Here is an 18,220-nt window from a genome sequence, read left to right on the forward strand (position 1 = left end):
TGAGTCACTACAAACGACGCGGACACAGCCCCTGAAACCTGCCCAGCATTCAGAACAAGCACCGTTGCAATACTAATGCTGTCGTCGCTGCTGTCTGGCCCCGCCCTTCTCCCACGCCACAGTGGCAGTTGTCCTGGCACAGCGCGGGGCGTGCGGACGTAGGCAGCGCACCGTAGCTGCATGGTTCAGGGCGACTTGTCGAGGCCCCCGTCAATCGCAGCTTGGTTGGTTACCGACGGCCGCATCAGAACCTCGTCACAACGCCGTGACGAGAGCGGACGCTTGATCGAAAAGTGTGAAGCCATCCTGTTCCAGGCACCTTTATCGTTTCGGATCAGCACCATGGCATTCACAATCGCACAAGATTGCATGATGTACCCCGTTCCTCCGCTCCATTCTCCCTTGACGATGCGTCCATTGAGCGGTGCACTAGTCATTCCCAGATACACCCTGGTATGTGAATACAAGGGGTGCGGGGCGAGCACTTCAGCGCCTAGAAAGCATGGCGGTAGCAGAGACTCTGGCTGAGGTCTCGTGATTTATTTTCGGTCTTTGGAGCGTGAAATAACGGCCGAAATTCATCATCTTCTGCCGCCAGGGAGTAGTGCCACCAGGGAACTGCCTAACGCTTTGACTGCAGCTGTGTCCAGATGCATCTCCATCCGCCACATGATGCTCTGGCAGATCATTTCCTGACGGTCAATATTGAAGGTGAATAGTAAACAGGCTTCAGGGCTCGCGTCATGGCCTAACAAGGTTGCCATCTAAGCTGACCTCGAACGGGAAATGCTAAGTTCCTGCGCCAGCATAGACCGAGAAAGCGGAAAGCCTTGATGAAGGAACGGACGGAACTCACGATGGAGTTGAATTTTCACGCAAAGCGGTCGATCGGCTCTATTGAACTGCGAGACTCTCCACTTCAATCGCATTTTAATGCCCGCTACGTGAACATGGCACCACATCACCGTAACGACACTCATGAGCTGATCAAGGGTTTGAAAAGTTCCCTTTGGGCCCTCGTGCCAATGGCCGAGTGGCAGCCCGAAATGGCACCCACCGTAGAGCAAGCAGCATCATATATATCTCAATATGTAACTACTCGGCGTGCGCTCTTTGTGGATGGCGGATCATGCCTCGAGGCGGTCAAGGCTGCTCGTCGAGGCGGTGCGACAGTCATTTCGCAAGACGACGTGCTCGACGCCGTGGATTGGAAACGGCTTCTTCCAATTCTAAACCTCGATGAACGGCCCCGCGGCCGGGCCGGCCAAGGGTTGAACGTGCTCGCCGGTCACATTTCTCTAATAGCTCTTGGTCTTGCTGCGAATGACATTGTTTTCCAATGTGACGCAGATGTAAGGAATTACCGGGAGCTGGCCCCCTTGGAAAGGCTAATAGGGGCTTGGTGGGACCAGAAGGGAATCCACCATGTGAAGCTCTCTCAACCCGGACGAAATAATGAATCCTTGATGATAGTGAGAACACTTCAGCGACTCTGGAACGCATTAGACCTGGATTGGATTCCCGAATCGGTGAAGGATTTGGGCGAGGATATATTCATGGCACTCGGACCCGACAAGTGGCTAACCTGTGGGATCTACCTTAGCCGCGGGCAAGTAGTCCAAGCTCGCCCTGGTGCTACTGGCTACCTGGATGCCACGCTGCAGGCGCTTTGGACCATCAATGCACCAGAATGCGGATGGCGCAAGGTTCGACACGTTGAAGCGGAGCCCCCTTGCCAAGACGTCCAGAATTCACCGACAAAGGAATTTACAGTACTAACCAATATATCCACGTTCATTCACACCGTCGCACTCTTGGGGAAGCCTCCACATTCTTGGAATCTGGCAGAAATTGAGGCACTGAATACGCGAATCATGCCTCAATTGGATCATGTTCCAATTGTGAGCGGTGAGGGAAGGCCTGTTTCTGTCCATCACATAAATACGGAACGGATAATACCCTCGCCAGGTTACCTGATCACCCGGGATCTATTGGATCTTGACCGGGTCAGAAAGGTTGCGATGCGCGCAATTGAAGATGGCTGCCTCAAATAGACTGAGAGGTATTCATGTCACGTGTAGCAGTAATCGCCGCGTCAAATGTAGGATATCGCAACACGGGGATGGTGACGGTTGACTTGGCATTCGAGACGCTGCGGCGGCGCCTGGACGAGCGGCTAAAAGGCGTAGATGCTACCTGGTACACCCTCCTTCACCCGGACATGGTACCGCTGCGTAGGTACGTTGAGGGAACTAAACTTCCGTTCAGCTTCCGATTGCTGAGTGAGTGCCGCGAAGAACTTCAAGAATACGATGCGATTGTTTTCTGGGGTGATTTCCCACATGCGGCCCACTATTTGGAAGAGTTGACGCCTGAGCTACTTCGTTTCGGAGTGGTCAAAGATCGCATGAAAGCTAGAAGTATGCTAATCCGTACCCTTCTGTTCGCGGGGGAACCGGATGATCTCCTTGCGCGAACGTTGGCCTATGGCGGGGCGATTCTGCATAACACGCAGTCTGACTATGATGACGATGAGTACAATCAGTCGTTCTCGCGGTTCATGGCGAAGAGCCATCGGATATGGATGCGTGACCCATTGTCAGCGGCCAAGGTCGCAAATTTTCGTCGAGATCGCACGATGGAATATTTTGGTGCTGACGCAGCCCTTCTATTGCATCCGGGGGAGTTAGATTTGCCAGTCACAGACTGGCCTCAGAAGACACCAGAAGGAAAAGCGATTGGTGTTTTTCTTGGCACTCGCACTCATATCCCAGATTGGCTACCGGGTACCTGTGACGAGATCTCCAGTCGACTTGGCTGCCCGCTCGAGTGGATTCCGTGGTTCGATGAAAGGATTCCGTCGCGGGTTGCTCACGTTGAGGCGCATCCTGGTCACTTCACGCTCGGTGACTTGCTGGCATCGCTCTCCCGGTACCGTCTGGTTATTACTGATACGTATCATCTGTGCGTCAATGCGTGGCGTGTCGGCACTCCAGTGATATGCGTTGGCGCGCCGCAGCCGGCGCCTACGCCTCAAGGTGACCTGACGTTGAACGACGTGAAGAAGCATGTGTTTCACATGGCGTACGATGCGTCGGACTTCTACCTCTCCACTTTCCCTGACACGGACGAAGTGCGCGAGCGTCGCATAGATAGGATCGCCGGTCTAATAGAAGGTCGAGGAGCCGAAGTCGTCGCCGCACGGATACATAATCACGCCGAATGGTCAGCGGAGAAGTTTACGGAGACCCTCGTGTCGATGCTCTCACGAGGTTAGAGACGGTGTCATATGAGGGAAATTCAGAGAGGAGTGCATCATGCCCCGTTTCAGTGTCGTTGTTCCGGTTCACGATGTGGAGGAGTTCTTACCGGAATGCCTGGATTCCATTCTCTCCCAAGATTTCCGGGACTTCGAGATCGTCGCTGTCGAAGACCACTCACCAGATGCCTGCGGTCAGATCATCGACGAATATGCTGCACGTGACCCGAGAGTGCACTCATTTCATCTGAAAGAGAACATGGGTCCTGGTCCAGCCCGGAATGTCGGGATGTCCCGTTCTGTAGGTGATTATCTGCTCTTCCTGGATGGCGACGACACGCTTACCGCCAATTCTCTTCAAGCCATGGTCGACCGGCTGAACGAAGCCGATGGCCCAGACGTCCTGCTCTACGATTTCGCTCGAACATACTGGACGGGAGAGGTGGTGCGAAACCCTCTGTCTGGTCACTTGAGGCAGTCCGGCCCGCAGGAATTTTCGATTGACGATCGCCCTGAGCTCTTGCGATTGTCGACTATTCCATGCAATAAGGCCTATCGGCGCGATTTCATTGAAAATGAAAGGATAGAGTTTCCTTCTGGGCTTTATGAAGAAATCCCGTGGACCTATCTGGTGATGCTCGCTGCAAGGTCTATCGCTGTACTCGACCGAGTTTGTCTGCATTATCGGCAGCGGCGACATGGTAGTGTCACGTCTACCCCGAGTCATCGTCATCTCGAAATGTTTGATCAGTTCGATCGAGTCTTTTCCTTCTTGAGTCGGAATCCGCAGCTGGACCGTTGGCGTCCGCTCGTATTCGAGCAGATGCTGCCTTTCCTGGTCAGTGCTTTCAATGATCCAAAACGACTTCCCTCTTCAGCCCGATCGGAGTTTATCCAACGATGTGGTGCTGCGTGTCTCCGCTACGCACCGATACGGCAGGTGTAGTTGCGTGTGCTCGTTAGCATCTGACGCACTTGAATGGTCAGTTACCGTGGGACTGCCCCCGAGGTTACGCAGTCCATGAGGCGGGGAGATTTCCCCCTGGGCGGCGGGCGGCCCAGGGGCGAATTGTCCCACTCACGGCCGGGGGCGCGTACCTTCGCCAGCGCTGCTTCAATGTCCACCGAGGCGCACCTGAAGGGCCCCTTTCCAGCAGTCTATCGACGTGAATGAATGGCATAACCGTGTTATCTCCACACATGGCCGGGCGCATACCGCCCTCGGCCCATCGTGAACACGCGGAGGACGGTTATCGGGGCCCGGTGGGCCGCTCACAGGGATGTGAGGCAACGGAGCTCCATGACAGCGGTCGGTCTCGATGCGTCTGCTCCGACGGCGCTCCGTGGCCCGTGCCGTGCTCCAGCGTGGCGCTCTCACTAACTCACGCGTACCCAGCACGGATGTGCTAACGGCCTGGCCTTGGGGGATGGATGATTGACGCGTTCGAGGATCCTGGCCAGCCCGATATCCGAGGCGGCTGGCGCTATCTGTGGTGGCTGGTGCTGCGCCAGCCGGTCCGGTCGGCGGTCGGGGCCCTGCTGGGCAGTGTGTGGATGGTTCTGCTGGCTGTCCAGCCGTACTTGATGGCGCGGGCCGTTGACGAGGGACTGGTGCCAGGACGGCTGGGGGTGCTGGCCGCGTGGGTCGGGGTGATGGTCGCGGTCGGGGCGGTGAACGCCTGGCTGAGCATCTTGCGGCACCGCACCATGACCCGAGTGCTGATGGACGCGAACTTCCGCACGGTGAAGGTGGTCGTGGAGCATGTGGTGAGGCTTGGGGCCGTGCTGCCGCGCCGGGCGGGGGCCGGTGAGGTGGTGGCCATCGGGACCAGCGACGTGCACACGATCGCGCAGGCGCTGATCGTGGTCGGTCCGGGCATTGGGTCGGCCGTGGTCTATGTGCTGGTGGCCGGGCTGCTGTTGACGGTCTCCGTGCCGCTGGCCGCCGTCGTACTACTCGGGTTGCCGGTGATCGCACTGGCCACCGTGCCGCTGACGCGCTGGCTGCAGGGTGCGGAGAGCGTGTACCGGGAGCAGCAGAGTGTGATCGCCACGCGGATCAGCGACCTCGTCGGCGGGCTGCGCGTCCTCAATGGTCTGGGTGGGAAGGGGCTGGTGGGGGAGGCTTTCCGGGAGGACTCGAGGAGGCTGTGCTCACAGGGCTACCGGGTCGGCGCGGTAGCCAGCTGGGTGCAGGCGCTCGCTATGGGCCTACCCACACTCTTCTTGGCTGTGGTGACCTGGCTGGCCGCCCGACTGGCAGCCCAGGGGGCCCTCACCGTCGGCCAGTTGGTCGCGGTATATGGATATGTGGCGGTGCTGATCGGGCCGGTGGCCTTCTTCGTGCAGATGGCCTATGACCTGAGCCGGGGCGTGGTCGCCGCGCGCCGGGTCGTACGGCTGCTGCAGCTGGAGCCAGCACCTGACAAAGGTACGCGAGCGGCGCCCGAGGGGCCGGCCGAGTTGTATGACCCGGTCTCCGGGGTGCGAGTGGTGCCAGGCCGACTGACCGCGCTGGTCGCTGCCAGCCCCGCCGAGGCCAGCGCCGTGATCGACCGGCTCGGCCGCTTCGGGCCGACCGACGCCATCTGGGGTGCGGTAGAGCTGGAGGCGGTCCCGCTGGCGGACGTGCGCCGGCGGATCCTGGTCGCGGACAACGAGGCCGACCTGTTCGCCGGACCACTTCGGGAGGTTGTGGCCGCCGGCCACACCACCGACGAGACGGTGCTCAGCCGGGCGCTGTACACGGCGGCCGCCGAGGATGTGGTGCACGGCCTGCCTGGCGGTCTGGACTCGCCGGTGGCCGGACAGGGCCGGAGTCTGTCGGGTGGCCAGCGACAACGGGTACGTCTGGTACGCGCGTTGCTCGCCGATCCCGAGGTGCTGATCGCGGTTGAGCCGACCTCGGCGCTGGACGCGTACACCGAGGCGACGGTCGCGCGGCGGCTACGCGAAGCGCGGGAGGGCCGTACGACGGTGGTGACCTCCGCCTCGCCGTTGATGCTTGACTGCGCCGACACGGTGGTGTTCTTGGTCGACGGCAAGGCTATGGCGAGCGGGTCGCACCGACAGCTGATAGCGAAGGAGCCTGGATACCGGGAGCTCGTGGACCGGGGCGCGGAAGAGGTGGCGGCCACAGAAGGGATTGTGGCCGGGGAAGTGGTCCTGGAAACGGAAGGGTCCACGCGGTGACGGCGGGCGAGGGACTGTTGCCGGTCGCGGATCGAAACCAGGTACGGCGGGCCGCACTGCGGCTGTTGAGGTACGACGGGTGGGCGTTTGCCGCCATGCTGCTTCTGAACGCGTTGGCGGCGGGGGCGGGTCTGGTCGGGCCGTGGCTGGTTGGGCGGATCGTGGATGGCGTGCGGGCCGGACAGGGGATCGGCGCAGTCGACCGGCTTGCCCCATGGATCCTGCTGTGCGCGCTGGCTCAGCTGCTGCTGGCCCGATGGGCGCGGTACTTAGGCTACCGATTCGGTGAACGGACGCTGGCCCGGGTACGCGAGGAATACGTCAGGCGTGTGCTGGCGCTGCCTGCGTCCGCGGTGGAGCGGGCCGGCACCGGCGATCTGACCGCTCGCGGCACGGCGGACGTGGCGGTCGTCGGCACCACCCTGCGGGACGTCGGCCCGCAGCTGCTGGTGTGCACGGTACAGGCACTACTCGTGCTGGCGGCGGTGTTCACGCTTGAGCCGCTGCTCGGGGCGTTCGGGCTGCTCGGGCTGCTCCCGATCTGGCTGGGGCTGCGCTGGTATCTGCGGCGGGCCCGGGACGGCTATCTCACCGAGGGAGCGACCACGTCCGCGGTAGCGGAGATTGTCGCCGCGACCGCGGCCGGGGCGCGGACCGTAGAGGCGTTCGGGTTGCGAGAGCGGCGGATCGCGGCGAGCCACGACGTGCTGGAGCAGGCCCGCCTCGCACGGTTTCACACCCTCTTCCTGCGCACGGTGTTTTTCCTGGCAGTGCAGGTGACCTACACCGTTCCTGTGGCGGGCGTGTTGCTGCTCGGTGGCTGGCTGCACCAGCATGGCTCGGTCGAGGTCGGCACGGTGGTTGCCGCCGCACTGTATTTGCACCAACTCACCAAGCCGCTGGACCAGATCCTGATGCGTGTGGAGCAACTGCAGAACAGCAGCGCCTCGTTCGCACGCGTGGAGGGGCTGGCCGAGGCGCCGCGCGCGGAGACCGCATCTGGCCTCCCGGCGGCGGCGGACGATCGGATAGACGTGCGCGGGGTCTGGTACGCCTATAACCGTGGAGACGATGTGCTGCGCGGGGTGGACATGACGGTACGACCTGGGGAACGGCTCGTGGTGGTGGGGCCGTCCGGTGCCGGCAAGACGACCCTCAGCAGACTCCTAGCCGGCATCGACCGGCCTGGGGCCGGCGAGGTGACGGTGGGCGGGGTGCCGATCGCCGAACTGGAGCCAGAGCTGCTGCGCCGTCAGGTGGTCCTGGTGACGCAGGAACACCATGTCTTCTTCGGCACGGTCCGCGACAACCTGCTGATCGCCGAGCCGGAGGCCGCGGACGCCGACTTGTGGGCGGCACTCGCCGTGGTCGGGGCCGACTGGGTCCGTGAGCTGCCGAAGGGCCTCGACACCAGGCTGGGTGTAGGCGGCCATTCCACCAACGGTTCCCAGAGCCAGCAGCTCGCGCTGGCCCGGGTAGTGCTGGCCGACCCGCACACTCTGATCCTGGACGAGGCGACCGCCCTGATGGACCCCACGTCGGCCCGGTATACCGAGCGCGCGCTCGCCGCCGTACTCCAGGGCCGCACGGTCATCGCCATCGCCCATAACCTGCACACGGCGCAGGACGCCGACCGGGTGGTGGTCATGGAGCACGGCCGCCTGAAGGAAATGGGCACCCATGAGGAGCTGGTGACAGCTGGCGGGGCCTACGCGGCAATGTGGCGGACATGGCACGCGAATCCTGACACAGATCATCTCGGGTCCAAATAGGGTACTCCGTGATCCACGACGATCCACTCTCTCGATCGGCCCCTCGACCATGACCGAACTGCAGACACAATTCCCATCTGCGGCTGAAGGAACCGCGTAGAGCTCGCAAGAGGATCGTGAGCGGGCCTTCCTGCAGGGGCGCCACTCGATGAATCCCCATTCATCGCCTGCCAGTTGCGCACGCGTCATACGTACCGGACTACCGGATCCACCCCCGCAGCGAGGGCAGATCCGGCAAACCGATCACGACTCAATACAGGCCCTAGTCGGCATGACGGCCCCGATGCCCAGCGCCCTCAGATGATCGTGCCCCCAAGCATTGGCCCGCGGGCGGTCAAGTCAGGTTAGGTCAGGTCGAGGAAGCTCCACCGGGCCTCCGGCTGGGCGCCGCTCAGCCACTTACCGCAGTTCTGGAGCACGACCGGGTTCGACGTGACGTGCTGCGTGCCCGTGCCGAGGTCGCGCAAGAAGCGGTCGACCGGGCCGCGGCGGATCGCCGCCGAGCCGGCCCAGCGATGCACGGTGCGGCCCACCTCGTACACGGTCGATGTCGTGTGGTTCAGGACGAGACGGATCAGGGCGTCCTGCTCAGTGCTCCGCAACTCGCCCTGGTCCAACGTCTGTTCGACGTCCTGCCAGGCCCTCGTCCGCCCAGGCCCCGGCCGCCCGCAGCGAACTGCCACCCGGCGCCCCCCAACCAGCCGTAAGAGCGGCTGTTGAGGTCGACGTCGTTGCCCAGACTCATATCGTCGAGCAGTAGCGACACCTGCCACTAGGCACCAGCGAAGGCGGTGGCGAAGGGCAGTTTGGCCGCCTTGCGTGCCGAGTCGTTCGGGCCGAATGATGGCACCTCGGGCGGCCTCACGGACCCGGCGGCGGACGGGATACGTGATCCGGACGGCATCGATGTTGCCGCACACCGCTCGTCCCATACCGGGAGTCCGGGACCCCGGCGACAAGGGCCCGAGGGAGGGACCCGGTAGCTCCCATGCCCGGAGGGAGGAATCGCTCATCTCCGCGGTGCGCGCAAGGACATCACGTGCTGTGGCTCTGCTGAACCGATTGCACGTGTGCCACTCGTGTGGCCAATGCGACGAAATCTTCCGCCCTGCATTCGGAACTCGAAGCCTCGGTACTCCGCTCCTTGAGGACGTCCATGACATGCCGGGCGTCATCTGACAGATCCGAGCGCCTGGCACTCCAGAGCCGCTTCAGGTCGTTGATGTCCCCACCGATGGACAGCCAGCACAAGACGGCAAAGTCTGAAAGATTCCAGCAACCCAACTGAGAATCTTCGACCTCCTTCTGGAACCTGGTCGCGAGTTCCCGCATTTCAAGCTGAGTGAGCGTGGCCGTACGGAAGTACGGGATCGGCTCATAGAAGTTCTGGTGCGCCCGCAACTGCCACTCGGGATCGAATACGTCGATACCGAACTTGCTGGGGCGCCGTGCGAACGTCGAGCCCGGCGCGAGATAGAAGGGACCGCCCCCGACCGAGTCGAACTGTACGGTGCGTAGGCCGTCGAGGGTCTCCGAAACCGTGTCCGGTGTCTCACCAGGCAAGCCGATGATGAAGTTTCCGTGAACAAAGATCCCATTGGCATGCAAGACTTCGACGGATCGGGCGATTTCCTCGGGATGCTTCGTGTGATGCTTTCCCGTCCGGACGCCCTGTGCCATTGTCTCGATGCCCATGAACACCGCCCGGCATCCAGCTGCGGCCATGCGGGAGGCCAGGTCGAGCGTCATGTCGTGGGGATATGCGAAGGCGCTCCATGTCACTGGCAAGTTTGCGGTGATCAGAGCGTCCAGTAACACATCCAGGTCTGAACCCAGACTGCTGAGACTGGAATCCACGAAGCGGACACAAATGGGGCCATGTCGCCGTACCAGTCCCTCAACTGTGCGCATCGTTCGCTCCACCGGGTCGACAGCCAGGCCGCGGCGCAGCACGGGATCGGTACAAAATGGGCAGCGCTGTCGGCACCCACGGGAGAACTCGACCGGGAAGAGAGGGAAGTAGCGGTCCGCTCCCCAGATCGCATAGTCCGGCGACAGACTGTCCATTCGCGCGTCGAAGGTTGATCCCGTGATCACGCGATTCTCGGGCAGACTTCGGCCTCGGCAAGCCTCGGCGATGATCGGCATGGCTTCGGGGAGGCAGTCCCCGACCCCCACGTAGTCGAAGGCATCAGTGACCCTCAGCACGTCTTGGCCACCGACCATGGTCGCGTGAGGGCCCCCGACGAAGGTCGTGATGCCGGGATGGGAAGCCTTGAGATCACGAGCGATGGCGATTCCACGGTCGAAGTCATCGATGTACAGGCTGAACACCGCGGCTCTGGTATCCGGTCCTATCTTGTCTGACAACTGGTCGAAGGAGAGGTCGGCCATATCGACCTCAAGCCCGTGAGCTTGCCCGTAGGTCGTGACCATGGTGTGGCCCAGGTTGCGCCAAAAGGCACCCAACGCGCGGGACGTCTCTGGCCGAACGACAAGCATCGGCGCGCAACTCTTCATGGTGATCTCGCCTTCTGTTCGACTGCTGGGAGGCGCGACCTAGTGGCTTCGGCATCACTCGCCAGAGACCACCGGCATCGCTCATGGATGTCCACGCTCCGTCTCGGTGGCCACTCGCCTTCGTGTGTCTCGTCATATGTCGCCACTCCTCGCAGATCCCTCTGCGAGGTGCCGGAATCACCCAGGCAGGCCGCTCGCCCAGGCGGCCGGCACCTCGCGCGCCTCGTCGACGCGGCGCCAGGGCGACGGCAGTTCACGCCTCCGGGCGTACATCGGCCACCAGGCTTGAGTTCACGGAAAAGTTCAACGGGTCACAGGCATGGCAACCTGTGCGTTCACGATTATGGTCCGCCGCCAGGGCGCACCGACGGCGATTGAGAATCGACTCCGCTGATTCTTCGTGGAGATTTCCGAAGCCGATGGTACGGCGGTAATCCCAGTCGATTGAATTACAGGGCAGCACATGACCTGAAGCATCGATGTACAGCTGCCTGCGTTCTACTGTGCAAGAACGTCCGCGGACAGCACTCTCCGTGGGGCGTGAGCTGCGAATTTCGAGGAGAGGGAGGTCCGCGAATCCGGAGGGCAGGGGACTGACGATGGCGGGTCCTGGCATCCGTCCGTCGTTCAGCTCCGCGGCTACGGTCACAAATCGGGCCCTTTGTTCTTCTGACCAGCTCTTGGCCATTGGCCCCTTGACTGGTATCAGATGCCATAGATTCAGGCTCGGCCAGAAGGGCAGCCCGGCGAAGTTCGAGAGATCATCCACGTTGCGCGGCATAAGAACCGTATTGACTTGGCAGAAGACTTGACGTGCGGCCAGTCGTGCAAATATTTCGGCGATTTCACCGTCGGAGAAGACGGGTAGCCTACGCCAGCGTGCGTGATGCTCCGGATCGGAGAAGTCGCGGGACAGCACGACCTTGCGAAGGCCGGGAGAGTCGAGTATTTCTTTGTGATCGGCCGAAAGGGCAGTGCCATTGGTAATGAACCCGAAGTTCATGCCGAGGCCGGTTGTCAGTTCCACCAGTTCCGCGATGTTCGGGTAGTCGATAAACTCCCCGCCGGTGAAGATCACCATTCTCCAGCCTTGTGCACCCAGTGCATGTATGGCGTCGCGTACGGCCTCAAAGGGAAGCACACTGTCATCACGCCAGCTCAGGCACATCGGACAACTCGCGTTACAAGGGTTTTGTAACGAGATGTAGGCCGTACCGTCCAGACATGCCGGATCAGTGATATTGGACATGAGCTTAGCCTTTCCCAGACGGGTTGAAAGTCGGATGGGCGAGCCGCGTGTCCAGGTCAAGGAGAAGCGAGCTGAGCGTAAAGCGCAGCGATGTACCGCACAGACGGCGTGTGGTCAGCTCCAGGTAATCGTGGTAGCCGATGACACCCGCGTCGAACAGCCAACCGGTCAGGCAGAGCTCGTCATAGGCATAAGGACCCAACGTGTCCCGGGCTCCCGCCGCAGTGTCGTGGAACAAGGCGCACAGCGTTGCGTCCTCGATGTGGACCCGTCGAAGGTAGGGCTCCTCGACGTTGAGAGCTACGTGCGTCTCCTCGTCGCGTTCCCAATACCACAGGTCGTTCTCGTCGAGAAAACGGCACCACAGCATGGCGAGTATGTACTCGCATACCAAAGGATCGCCCTTTTGTGCCCGGTGGGTGTCCTCGTGCGCCTTGAGGAGAAACGTATACAGGCTCATAATGCCGGACCGGCCGTGGCGCTCCAGGATGTCGCGGCGCTGTGGCCCGCTGATGCGTTCCATGAATGAAGGGCCGTTGATGGCAGGTGGATAGAAGGGGTACAGAACGGACTCCTGGTACAGCTCCAGCCAGGTCATAGCGGTAGTCTGCTGGAATAGTTCCGGGGAATAGGCGAGGCCGAGGCTGGACAGATACTCGCGCCAGCGGCGCAGCAGGTCTCGCAGCAGCGGGGTATCGGGGACCGGGTCTTCCAGCCGCACTGGAGTCAGACCGACGCTCGGTGCGCCGCGCAGCAGCTTCCGTGTCGACTCCACCCACTTCGCCGCCTGTGGAGCGAACGGCCGGGAGAACCGGTCCGTGGTACGAACGCCGAACTGGGCCTGCATATGAGCGCGGAAGGCGTACCGGTCAAGGAGATAGGGCGGGATTTCTGCGGGAACCAGCGTGTCAGCTATGGGTCCCCTCAGGTCACGCCAGTCGGTGCGGGCCTGCTTGCGCCACTCGTCGAGTGACTCGGAGAAGGCGCTGGTCGCTGCCCGGACAAGGGGGAGGTGGTGGGCTTCTTGGCGGATGCGGTGGGAACGTAGCTTGGTCATCACAGCCCCCCGTTCGCCGGCAGTGTCTGCCCCGTGATGAAGCCGGCCGCCGGAGACAGCAGGAACATGATTGCCGAGGTGATGTCCTCGGGGCGCCCCAGCCGTCCCAGCGGGATGCGCTTGGCCAGCTGTGCCTCGTCCAGGGACTGACCGGAGTGCACCGCGCGACGCAGTCCCGGGGTGTCTGTCGGTCCTGGCGCGACTGTATTGACACGCACACCGTGCCCGGCCAGTTCCCGGGCCAGCACCGTGGCAGCCGCTTCGAGTGCGGCCTGCGACGCCGCGTAGGCGGCGGTTCCCGCGGTGAGATGGCGGGCCGCACTTGAGGTGACGTTGACTATCGCCCCTCCCTCGGGCAGCCGCCCGCCCAGTCGGCGACAGATCTCCATCGGGGCGAACACGTTCACCTCGAACGTCGTCTTCCAGTGGGCTCGGTCCGCGCTGCTCCATTGGCAAATGTCCCGGAATGACACATTGTTCACCAGGTATCGCACGGAGAGGTCATCGTGTTCCAGCTCGTCCAATGCCGAGTCGAGCATGTGGGGGTCACCCAGGTCCACGATCACATTGCGGACGCCCGGTGTCCGCGCCGGTGAGCGGCCAAGGTTGACGACGCCACCGCCGGCGTGGACGAAGGACCGGCACAGCGCTGCCCCGATGCCCGAGCCGCCGCCGGTCACGACCAATGTGCTGCCGGCGGCCCAATGGTTCGCGTCCTTCGTCAATGGGTCTTCGGCGGGCCCTGGTTCAGACACGGGTCCTCCTCAAGGGCGCGGCCTTGGCCAGGAGCTCTGTGAAGTCCTCGAACGGCAGCAGGGTCATGCCGACCAGCCGACCCCACAGGTCCCGGCAGCGGTGGGCGACGCCGTCGGTGCAGAGAGCGTGTCGGGCGATCACGGGTTCGTCGACGAGCGGTGCGGCATAGAACCGTTCCAGCCAGGGGTTCATGACGAGGCACTCTTCAGCACGTGCAGGGGTGTCGAGGGTGACGGCGACCCGCTGCCATGCGCTGACAGCATCGTCGTCGATCTGCTGAAGCCTGGAATGCCCTGAAATGCCGGTCACCCGGTCTCGGAGGGCCAAGGCGGCAGCCGTGCGTGCCTGGAGCAGTTCCGTGAGCGCGTTCAGCTGTGGGACCACCACGGCTGCCTGCAGCTCGGTCATCAGCAGTTTGCCGCCGATCTCACTTGCCAGGAAGCGGCCGTCGGGCTCAGCGCGCAGCCCCGCGTGCCGGATAGCCTTCGCCTTGTCGTACACCGCGGGATCGGTGGTGGCCAACATACCGCCGTCGCCGCAGCTGACGGGCTTGGACGAATTGAAACTGAACGCTGCGCTCGTGCCGAGAGCACCCACCGGCCGGGTTCCCAGTCGGCCCCCGAGCGCCTGCGCGGCGTCTTCCAGCATGGTCAGGCCCCGCTCCGCGCAGAACGTTCCCACTCGGCCGGCGCCTGACGGATTGCCGAAGGCGTGAACGAAGATGACCGCCCGGGTATTGGGCGTCAGCGCTGCCCGCACGTGCTCCGGCTCCAGGTTGAAGGTGTCCTGGTCGACGTCGCAGAGCACCGGCCGGGCACCGGTCAGCAGGATCGCCTGGGCGGTCGCCACAAACGTCGAACTGGGGATCACCACGTCGTCGCCCGGTCCGATGCCATGCGCCCGCAGCGCCAGTTCGATGGCGGAGGTGCCCGCGTTTGTGGTCAGGCAAGGGGCGCCGACGATGCTCTCGCCACACGCCTCCGCCGCGTTGACGAAGCGTCCGCGATAGATGTTCCACTGCTTGCTCTTCACCAGGTGATCGAGGTTCGCGCTGATCTCCGAGTCGATCCGTGCCTGTAACCGCTGATGAGTAGATTTCACAGCGGACCTCAGAATTCTGTCGAATCTACGTGAGGCCACAGCTCGCCCAACCTGTCGAAGTAGGAGGGCATGGACTCCGGTGCACGCTCACGCATCAACGTCAGGCCCGCGCCGAACGGAAAGTCGAGCATCTGCCACTGCGGGAAGTCCTCTTCGATTTCAAGTAGGAGTTGACGCGGGCCCGACCACTTGGGGTTGGCGCTGCGGCTGACGGTGTCGTGGAAGAGCACCATGGCGCCGGGGGCCAGTTTGGGGGAGATCTGCTGGAAATCGGTCTTGACCGTCTCGTAGAAGTGACCGCCGTCGACGAAGAGGAGGTCGACCTCCGGCAGCGCGATGCCCGCCGGGCTGGCCGCGAACTCCTCGGTGGTCATTAGGTGGTGGCATATGTAATCCTCCACGCCGAAGGTGGAGAACCACTTGCTGACCAGTTCGGGATCTTTCCAGAAGTCATCGTCAAATGAAGGATCAACGAATGTGATGGCGGGTGCGTTCTGGTCGCGTTGCGCCTTGGCCAGAAGAATAGGAACGAACCCGCGCCCTGATCCGATGCAGAGTACGTTCTGAGGCGCCAACGCGCGCATCAGTCCGTAGTAGATCCATCCGAGCCCAAGGTCTTGTCGGTATTTCTCTGAAACCTGAGCCGACGCGTCACGCCCACCCCACTCGGGCGGGCCGGCCGCTATCAGCGCATGGCCGGTCCGATTCGGCTCCATCTCATCGAACGAGAGAAAGTGAGATAGCCATTTTTCGTCCATTTTGTCTTCCTCTCCTAGCGTTCCACCTTGTTGAACGTCGACTTGCCCCAGAACATCCTGATCACCGCATTGGCCGCGCCGAGCGACTTGAAGGCCACTGCCGCCGGAATCCATCCCGCGCCGAGCGATGCCGCAGCTCCGGTCGCCGGATTGCTGGTACGACGCAGGGCTGTCACGCCCAGCCAGTAGTAGCCGAAAACCGCGCCCGGGACCGCAACTGCCCCACGCCAGCCACGACGATGCTGAGCCGCAGCGGTCGCCGCAGCGAATACCAACGGACGGCACAGCCACCTGAGGGATTGAACGGTGTGGCAGATCACCGGCAATACGGTATCGACCCGCAGCGGCTGTGGCTTATACCACCGAAAATACTGCACGGTCCCCGAATACCAGTAGGTGTGCTGGCGAAAGATGTCCCGGAGAGAAGTAGGCGACTCGCAGGAGTCGTCAAAAGGAACAGGATGTATGGCTATCCCTTCGCGGGACAGAGCAAATCCGATCTGAATTCCGTCGCACGGGCCGACGCGCGGGAAACCGCCCACCGCGTCCAGGGCCCGGATGTCGAAGAACTCACCGTGCCCCATGCAGTAGGGAGGGAACAGCGCAGGGCGCCCGGACATCAGTCGGATTCGTGAGGCCAGTAATCGAGGTATCTCGAACGCGTAGTTCCACACGCTCTGGTAGACCGCATTGGCGTGTACGATCTTTCGGCCGACGAGAGCGCGGTGATTTTCCAGGTAGGTGATGGTCTGCTGAAAGGCCAGTGCCTGAGGGTTTCGGCTGGCTTGGTCATCGATGAACGCCAGCGTCTCGGCCTCGGGTCGTGAGTCGGCGTCGTACACCCCTACCAGCAGCCGACCGCGCGGCCCGTGTTCCTCGATCTGCCGCCTGATGTACTCCAGGGCGGCGTTGAGCTGCAGGCTGCGGCGCTGCCCGGGACCGCGGTGCGTGACGACGGTGACAGGCGCGCCGTCCGGGTGCCGTTTCGCATAGTCCTCGACGACACTAGCAGTCACGTGCTCACCGGTTTCCTTGCCGTCGACCGCAACGATGATTTCGAACCGGCTGTCCGGGTAATCCAGCGAACGCAGATAGGCCAACGTTTCTTCTATGACGTTCTGCTCACGCAGGGCCGGTACCACGAGGAAGAAGTACGACGCTCCCGATCGGGGCTGACGCTCGGCAAAGTACGTGCGCGCTCGTTTCTTCCAGCGGGCCGAACGCACGATATTGCGTACCCCGACCGCCGTGTAACCCAGGACTGTCGCGATGGCGGCCCACTCCACCCATGCCGGATCGGACCGACCTCCGCGAACGCTCCTTGCCGGATCGATGCGGTGTCTGTTCTGCATCCCTATCCGTCCTCCGTCCGGTCAGCCTGGCTGCAGTAACTGGTCAGGAACTGGTCCACGGCAGTGGTGGCATAGGAACCTGAGGGAAGGAAGAAGCGGAGTCCGATCTGATAGGCGCCGGGGATCCGTTCATCTGGCTTGTGGGTGCCCATCGAAATGACGGTCTGCACGGCACTTGGCCTCATTGAGACCTGGGATACGGGACTCCCGTCTTCGTACGTGTAGCGCGTGTACGGCAACTCGCTGCCGGCGCCCAGCATTTTGATGACGGCGTCGGTCGAGGAGACGTACCGATAGCTCACGCCTTCCACCTCGACGGGGATCGTGCCCATCGGACACGCACGCGATACAGACTCTTTCAGTTGCTCATTCCACTGGCTGGAGGCGAGGGACGCGAGATAGAAGGAGGTTGTCCGCGGGTCAATTTCAGCAAAGAAGCCCTGAGCCGATCCGCACCATTCTTGCGCCATCCGACTTTCTGGGGCACCTAATTCGGCCAGTTCTTGGAGCGCCTTACCCCATTCCTTGTCGAGGATTGCGGCCCCTACCCGATGTGTCCTTTTGGGCCCGCCCGGTACGCCGAAACGCTGCACGCCATAGTAGTTGAGAAAGAAGAAATTCACCTTCCTCATGCTCTCCAGGAACTTCGCACTCTCCGCATCGAGGTTACGAACGATGATGCGGAATCCGTTGCCTTCGAGGCGTCCAATACGCAACGGTTCGGACCCATGCCCGTACTGCTGAAGATGAATCCAGCGCGAACCTTCACCGCTCGGCCAGAGATTCGCTTCCTGCGCCCCGGGAGCGAAGGCACCAGACGGGGCGGAGAAGGTGCCCGCCGGGACGGAAACGAGCTGCTCGGTGACTCCGTCCTCGTCCTTCAACCCGCCGTAGGAAACCTCCCGAGGAGAGATGGAAAGCCAATCGGCAATGATACGTACAGCCTCCGTCGTCGTGTACCCACGCTTGCGTAGCACCAGGTACTGGTGACTGGCCGTGGATTCGTCGGACAACTGGACGACCATGCTTTCCCGGACCAGGAAATCCTCCGGGACATGCTTGAGAACAGGCCCTTCAAACATTCGTCACCTCCAATCCGCATTGCGTAGGGAAGTCGAATCCAAAATCTCAAAATTCGTCCGGTGCCCGCCGTGTGGGAGGGGGCTTCTCTGCCCCCTCCCACCACCCCCAGCACTCACACTGC

The 18,220-nt window shown here is 62.3% G+C and carries 14 protein-coding genes; 5 read left to right on the forward strand and 9 right to left on the reverse strand.

The features are described from left to right. Positions 1-833: 833 nt before the first annotated feature. The 5 genes from ACIBKX_RS37335 to ACIBKX_RS37355 all read left to right on the forward strand — a co-directional run bounded on the left by ACIBKX_RS37335 (position 834) and on the right by ACIBKX_RS37355 (position 8,223). Complete coding sequence (locus tag ACIBKX_RS37335; protein ID WP_363275714.1) at positions 834-2,054, forward strand: hypothetical protein; 1,221 nt, start codon at positions 834-836, stop codon at positions 2,052-2,054. Between the two features lie 68 nt (positions 2,055-2,122). Then, positions 2,123-3,277: a polysaccharide pyruvyl transferase family protein gene (locus ACIBKX_RS37340; RefSeq protein WP_363275715.1), complete on the forward strand. Its 1,155-nt coding sequence runs from the start codon at positions 2,123-2,125 to the stop codon at positions 3,275-3,277. Positions 3,278-3,317: 40 nt separating this feature from the next. Next, positions 3,318-4,205 (forward strand): glycosyltransferase family 2 protein, encoded by an 888-nt coding sequence (locus ACIBKX_RS37345; protein WP_363275716.1) that lies wholly within the window; start codon positions 3,318-3,320, stop codon positions 4,203-4,205. A 485-nt stretch (positions 4,206-4,690) separates the two neighbouring features. Further along, positions 4,691-6,451 (forward strand): ABC transporter ATP-binding protein, encoded by a 1,761-nt coding sequence (locus tag ACIBKX_RS37350; protein ID WP_363275717.1) that lies wholly within the window; start codon positions 4,691-4,693, stop codon positions 6,449-6,451. Continuing rightward, on the forward strand, positions 6,448-8,223 hold the full coding sequence (locus ACIBKX_RS37355) for an ABC transporter ATP-binding protein (protein WP_363275718.1): 1,776 nt from the start codon (positions 6,448-6,450) through the stop codon (positions 8,221-8,223). Before ACIBKX_RS37350 ends, ACIBKX_RS37355 begins: the two co-directional genes overlap by 4 nt. Positions 8,224-8,567: 344 nt before the next feature. On the opposite strand, the gene ACIBKX_RS37360 is transcribed toward ACIBKX_RS37355, so the two are convergent. The 9 genes from ACIBKX_RS37360 to truD all read right to left on the reverse strand — a co-directional run bounded on the left by ACIBKX_RS37360 (position 8,568) and on the right by truD (position 18,098). Next, the gene (locus tag ACIBKX_RS37360) at positions 8,568-8,825 is read right to left on the reverse strand and encodes a hypothetical protein (RefSeq protein ID WP_363275719.1); all 258 of its coding nucleotides are present in this window, start codon (positions 8,823-8,825) and stop codon (positions 8,568-8,570) included. A gap of 433 nt (positions 8,826-9,258) precedes the next feature. After that, positions 9,259-10,743, reverse strand: a complete 1,485-nt coding sequence (locus tag ACIBKX_RS37365) for a B12-binding domain-containing radical SAM protein (protein ID WP_399377087.1) — start codon at positions 10,741-10,743, stop codon at positions 9,259-9,261. A gap of 253 nt (positions 10,744-10,996) precedes the next feature. Next, positions 10,997-11,992, reverse strand: a complete 996-nt coding sequence (locus tag ACIBKX_RS37370; RefSeq protein WP_363275721.1) for a radical SAM protein — start codon at positions 11,990-11,992, stop codon at positions 10,997-10,999. Between the two features lie 4 nt (positions 11,993-11,996). Then, a complete protein-coding gene (locus ACIBKX_RS37375; RefSeq protein ID WP_363275722.1) occupies positions 11,997-13,049 on the reverse strand; it encodes a hypothetical protein in 1,053 nt (350 codons plus the stop codon). Continuing rightward, entirely contained in the window at positions 13,049-13,804 is a 756-nt protein-coding gene (locus ACIBKX_RS37380; RefSeq protein WP_363275723.1) for an SDR family oxidoreductase, read from the reverse strand. The genes ACIBKX_RS37375 and ACIBKX_RS37380 overlap by 1 nt, the downstream gene beginning before the upstream one ends. After that, positions 13,797-14,945 carry an aminotransferase class I/II-fold pyridoxal phosphate-dependent enzyme gene (locus tag ACIBKX_RS37385; protein WP_363275724.1) on the reverse strand — a complete coding sequence of 383 codons (1,149 nt, stop codon included), beginning with the start codon at positions 14,943-14,945 and terminating at the stop codon, positions 13,797-13,799. Before ACIBKX_RS37385 ends, ACIBKX_RS37380 begins: the two co-directional genes overlap by 8 nt. After that, positions 14,915-15,664, reverse strand: coding sequence for a class I SAM-dependent methyltransferase (locus tag ACIBKX_RS37390; protein ID WP_363275725.1), 750 nt, complete (start codon positions 15,662-15,664; stop codon positions 14,915-14,917). Before ACIBKX_RS37390 ends, ACIBKX_RS37385 begins: the two co-directional genes overlap by 31 nt. Positions 15,665-15,678: 14 nt before the next feature. Beyond that, the gene (locus ACIBKX_RS37395) at positions 15,679-17,016 is read right to left on the reverse strand and encodes a glycosyltransferase (RefSeq protein ID WP_363275726.1); all 1,338 of its coding nucleotides are present in this window, start codon (positions 17,014-17,016) and stop codon (positions 15,679-15,681) included. Positions 17,017-17,018: 2 nt separating this feature from the next. Further along, a complete protein-coding gene (gene truD / locus ACIBKX_RS37400; RefSeq protein ID WP_363275727.1) occupies positions 17,019-18,098 on the reverse strand; it encodes a tRNA pseudouridine(13) synthase TruD in 1,080 nt (359 codons plus the stop codon). Positions 18,099-18,220 lie beyond the last annotated feature (122 nt).

The sequence above is a fragment of the Streptomyces sp. NPDC050658 genome, from assembly GCF_044457025.1.
GTDB lineage: Bacteria > Actinomycetota > Actinomycetes > Streptomycetales > Streptomycetaceae > Streptomyces.

Excerpts from the sequence above, each read along its gene's own strand:
- ACIBKX_RS37335 (WP_363275714.1), top strand. The coding sequence starts at position 834 with ATGAAGGAACGGACGGAACTCACGATGGAGTTGAATTTTCACGCAAAG.
- ACIBKX_RS37340 (WP_363275715.1), top strand. The coding sequence starts at position 2,123 with ATGGTGACGGTTGACTTGGCATTCGAGACGCTGCGGCGGCGCCTGGAC.
- ACIBKX_RS37345 (WP_363275716.1), top strand. The coding sequence starts at position 3,318 with ATGCCCCGTTTCAGTGTCGTTGTTCCGGTTCACGATGTGGAGGAGTTC.
- ACIBKX_RS37350 (WP_363275717.1), top strand. The coding sequence starts at position 4,691 with ATGATTGACGCGTTCGAGGATCCTGGCCAGCCCGATATCCGAGGCGGC.
- ACIBKX_RS37365 (WP_399377087.1), bottom strand. The coding sequence starts at position 10,743 with ATGAAGAGTTGCGCGCCGATGCTTGTCGTTCGGCCAGAGACGTCCCGC.
- ACIBKX_RS37370 (WP_363275721.1), bottom strand. The coding sequence starts at position 11,992 with ATGTCCAATATCACTGATCCGGCATGTCTGGACGGTACGGCCTACATC.
- ACIBKX_RS37375 (WP_363275722.1), bottom strand. The coding sequence starts at position 13,049 with ATGACCAAGCTACGTTCCCACCGCATCCGCCAAGAAGCCCACCACCTC.
- ACIBKX_RS37390 (WP_363275725.1), bottom strand. The coding sequence starts at position 15,664 with ATGGACGAAAAATGGCTATCTCACTTTCTCTCGTTCGATGAGATGGAG.
- ACIBKX_RS37395 (WP_363275726.1), bottom strand. The coding sequence starts at position 17,016 with ATGCAGAACAGACACCGCATCGATCCGGCAAGGAGCGTTCGCGGAGGT.
- truD (WP_363275727.1), bottom strand. The coding sequence starts at position 18,098 with ATGTTTGAAGGGCCTGTTCTCAAGCATGTCCCGGAGGATTTCCTGGTC.